2 protein-coding genes are annotated in these 1,658 nt (G+C 61.6%); both read left to right on the top strand.

Going from position 1 to position 1,658, the window contains the following annotated elements; translation table 11 throughout:
* The coding region (locus tag NKH33_RS33080; RefSeq protein ID WP_352923729.1) for a hypothetical protein at window positions 1-207 on the top strand (207 nt) is incomplete at its 5' end.
* Window positions 208-239: 32 nt separating this feature from the next.
* Window positions 240-1,613: a transposase gene (locus NKH33_RS33085; RefSeq protein ID WP_352473781.1), complete on the top strand. Its 1,374-nt coding sequence runs from the start codon at window positions 240-242 to the stop codon at window positions 1,611-1,613.
* Window positions 1,614-1,658: the final 45 nt, after the last annotated feature.

The following is a 1,658-nucleotide window of genomic DNA, read 5'->3' on the forward strand; positions in this document are numbered from 1 at the left end:
CTCGCGGCAGATCTTGCCAGTTTCATCGACAATGCAAACGGCGGTCTCTTTTACCGAGATATCCAATCCGGCATAATGCTTCATGCTGCGTTTCCTTTCCTGATGCTTGTGGCTGTAGCTGCAGACCACGTTCTATCATCAGCTCGGAGCGCAGCACCTCCGTCCATCACCGTCGAAGATGGGGCTCAAGCCGAATATCCCATCTGATTCAATCTTCGTCGTAAGAGGAGATTGAGTCGATGATGGGCGAGCAAAGTGTGATGCAGGAGGAGCTGTTCTACGGCTTCAGCCTGGAGCGGCATGTGCCGGCGGATCACCTGCTCAGAGCGATCGACCACTTCGTCGACCTGTCCGCCATCCGCCAGCATCTGGCGCCCTTCTACAGCCCGATCGGCCGTCCCTCGATCGACCCTGAGCTGCTGATCCGCATGCTGATCGTCGGCTATTGCTTCGGCATCCGCTCGGAGCGCCGGCTGTGCGAGGAGGTACATCTGAACCTGGCCTATCGGTGGTTCTGCCGGCTTGGCCTCGAGGGTGATGTGCCTGACCACTCAACCTTCTCCAAGACCCGCCACGGCCGCTTCCGCGATGCCGACCTGCTGCGCGAACTGTTCGAGACCGTCGTCCGGCGCTGCATAGCTGAAGGGCTCGTCGGCGGCGAAGGCTTTGCGGTCGATGCCAGCATGATCGTCGCCGACGCCCATCGTCAGCGCGGGATCGAAACGGCCGAGGACCTCAATCCCAAAGCCAAGCGGGCCGTGGCTGAGTATCTCGCCACTCTGGATGACGCCGCCTTCGGGGCCGCCACGCCGGTGGAGCCCAAGTTCGTCTCCCCTGTTGATCCCGCCGCGCGCTGGACTGCCGCTTGGGGTGGCCCAGCCGTCTATGCCTATTGCACGAACTATTTGATCGACGTGGAGCACGCCATCATCGTGGACGTGGAGCCCTCGACCGCGGTGCGCCAAGCCGAGGTGACGGCCGCCAAGACTATGATCGAGCGGGCGCACGACGAGCTCGGCCTCTGGCCGGAGCGGCTGATTGCCGACACCGGCTACGGCTCGGCCGAAATGCTGAACTGGTTGGTGCATGAGCGTGGGATCGAGCCGCATATCCCGGTCTTCGACAAGTCTAGGCGCAAGGATGGCACCTTCTCGCGCGACGACTTCACCTACGACCATAAGGCCGATACATACATCTGTCCTGGCGGGAAGACGCTCAGGCAGCGCCAGAAGACCTATCGGATGCCACACCCTCTCGTCGACGAGAATGGCATGATGCGCTATCGCGCCAGCAAGCTGGATTGCGACGCCTGTGCCCTGAAGCCCAGCTGTTGCCCGAAGGAGCCGGCGCGCAAGGTGCTGCGCTCGATCTATGAGGGCGCGCGCGACATGGCCCGCGACATCGCAAAGACAGACGCCTACCAGACCTCACGCTATCAGCGGAAGAAGGTGGAGATGCTGTTCGCGCACCTCAAGCGCATCCTGAAGCTCGATCGATTGCGATTGCGCGGCCCCTGTGGTGCCCGCGATGAGTTCCACCTTGCAGCCATCGCCCAGAACCTCAGGAAATTGGCCAAGATTTGCACCCTCGGAACAAACGTCCGAGCCACTTAAGGCGAGGAGGTCGCGTCGACCTTAATCAAGACGCTTCGGTGCGAG

Origin of the sequence: Mesorhizobium sp. M1182 (assembly GCF_040318335.1) — a bacterium.
Classification (GTDB): domain Bacteria; phylum Pseudomonadota; class Alphaproteobacteria; order Rhizobiales; family Rhizobiaceae; genus Mesorhizobium.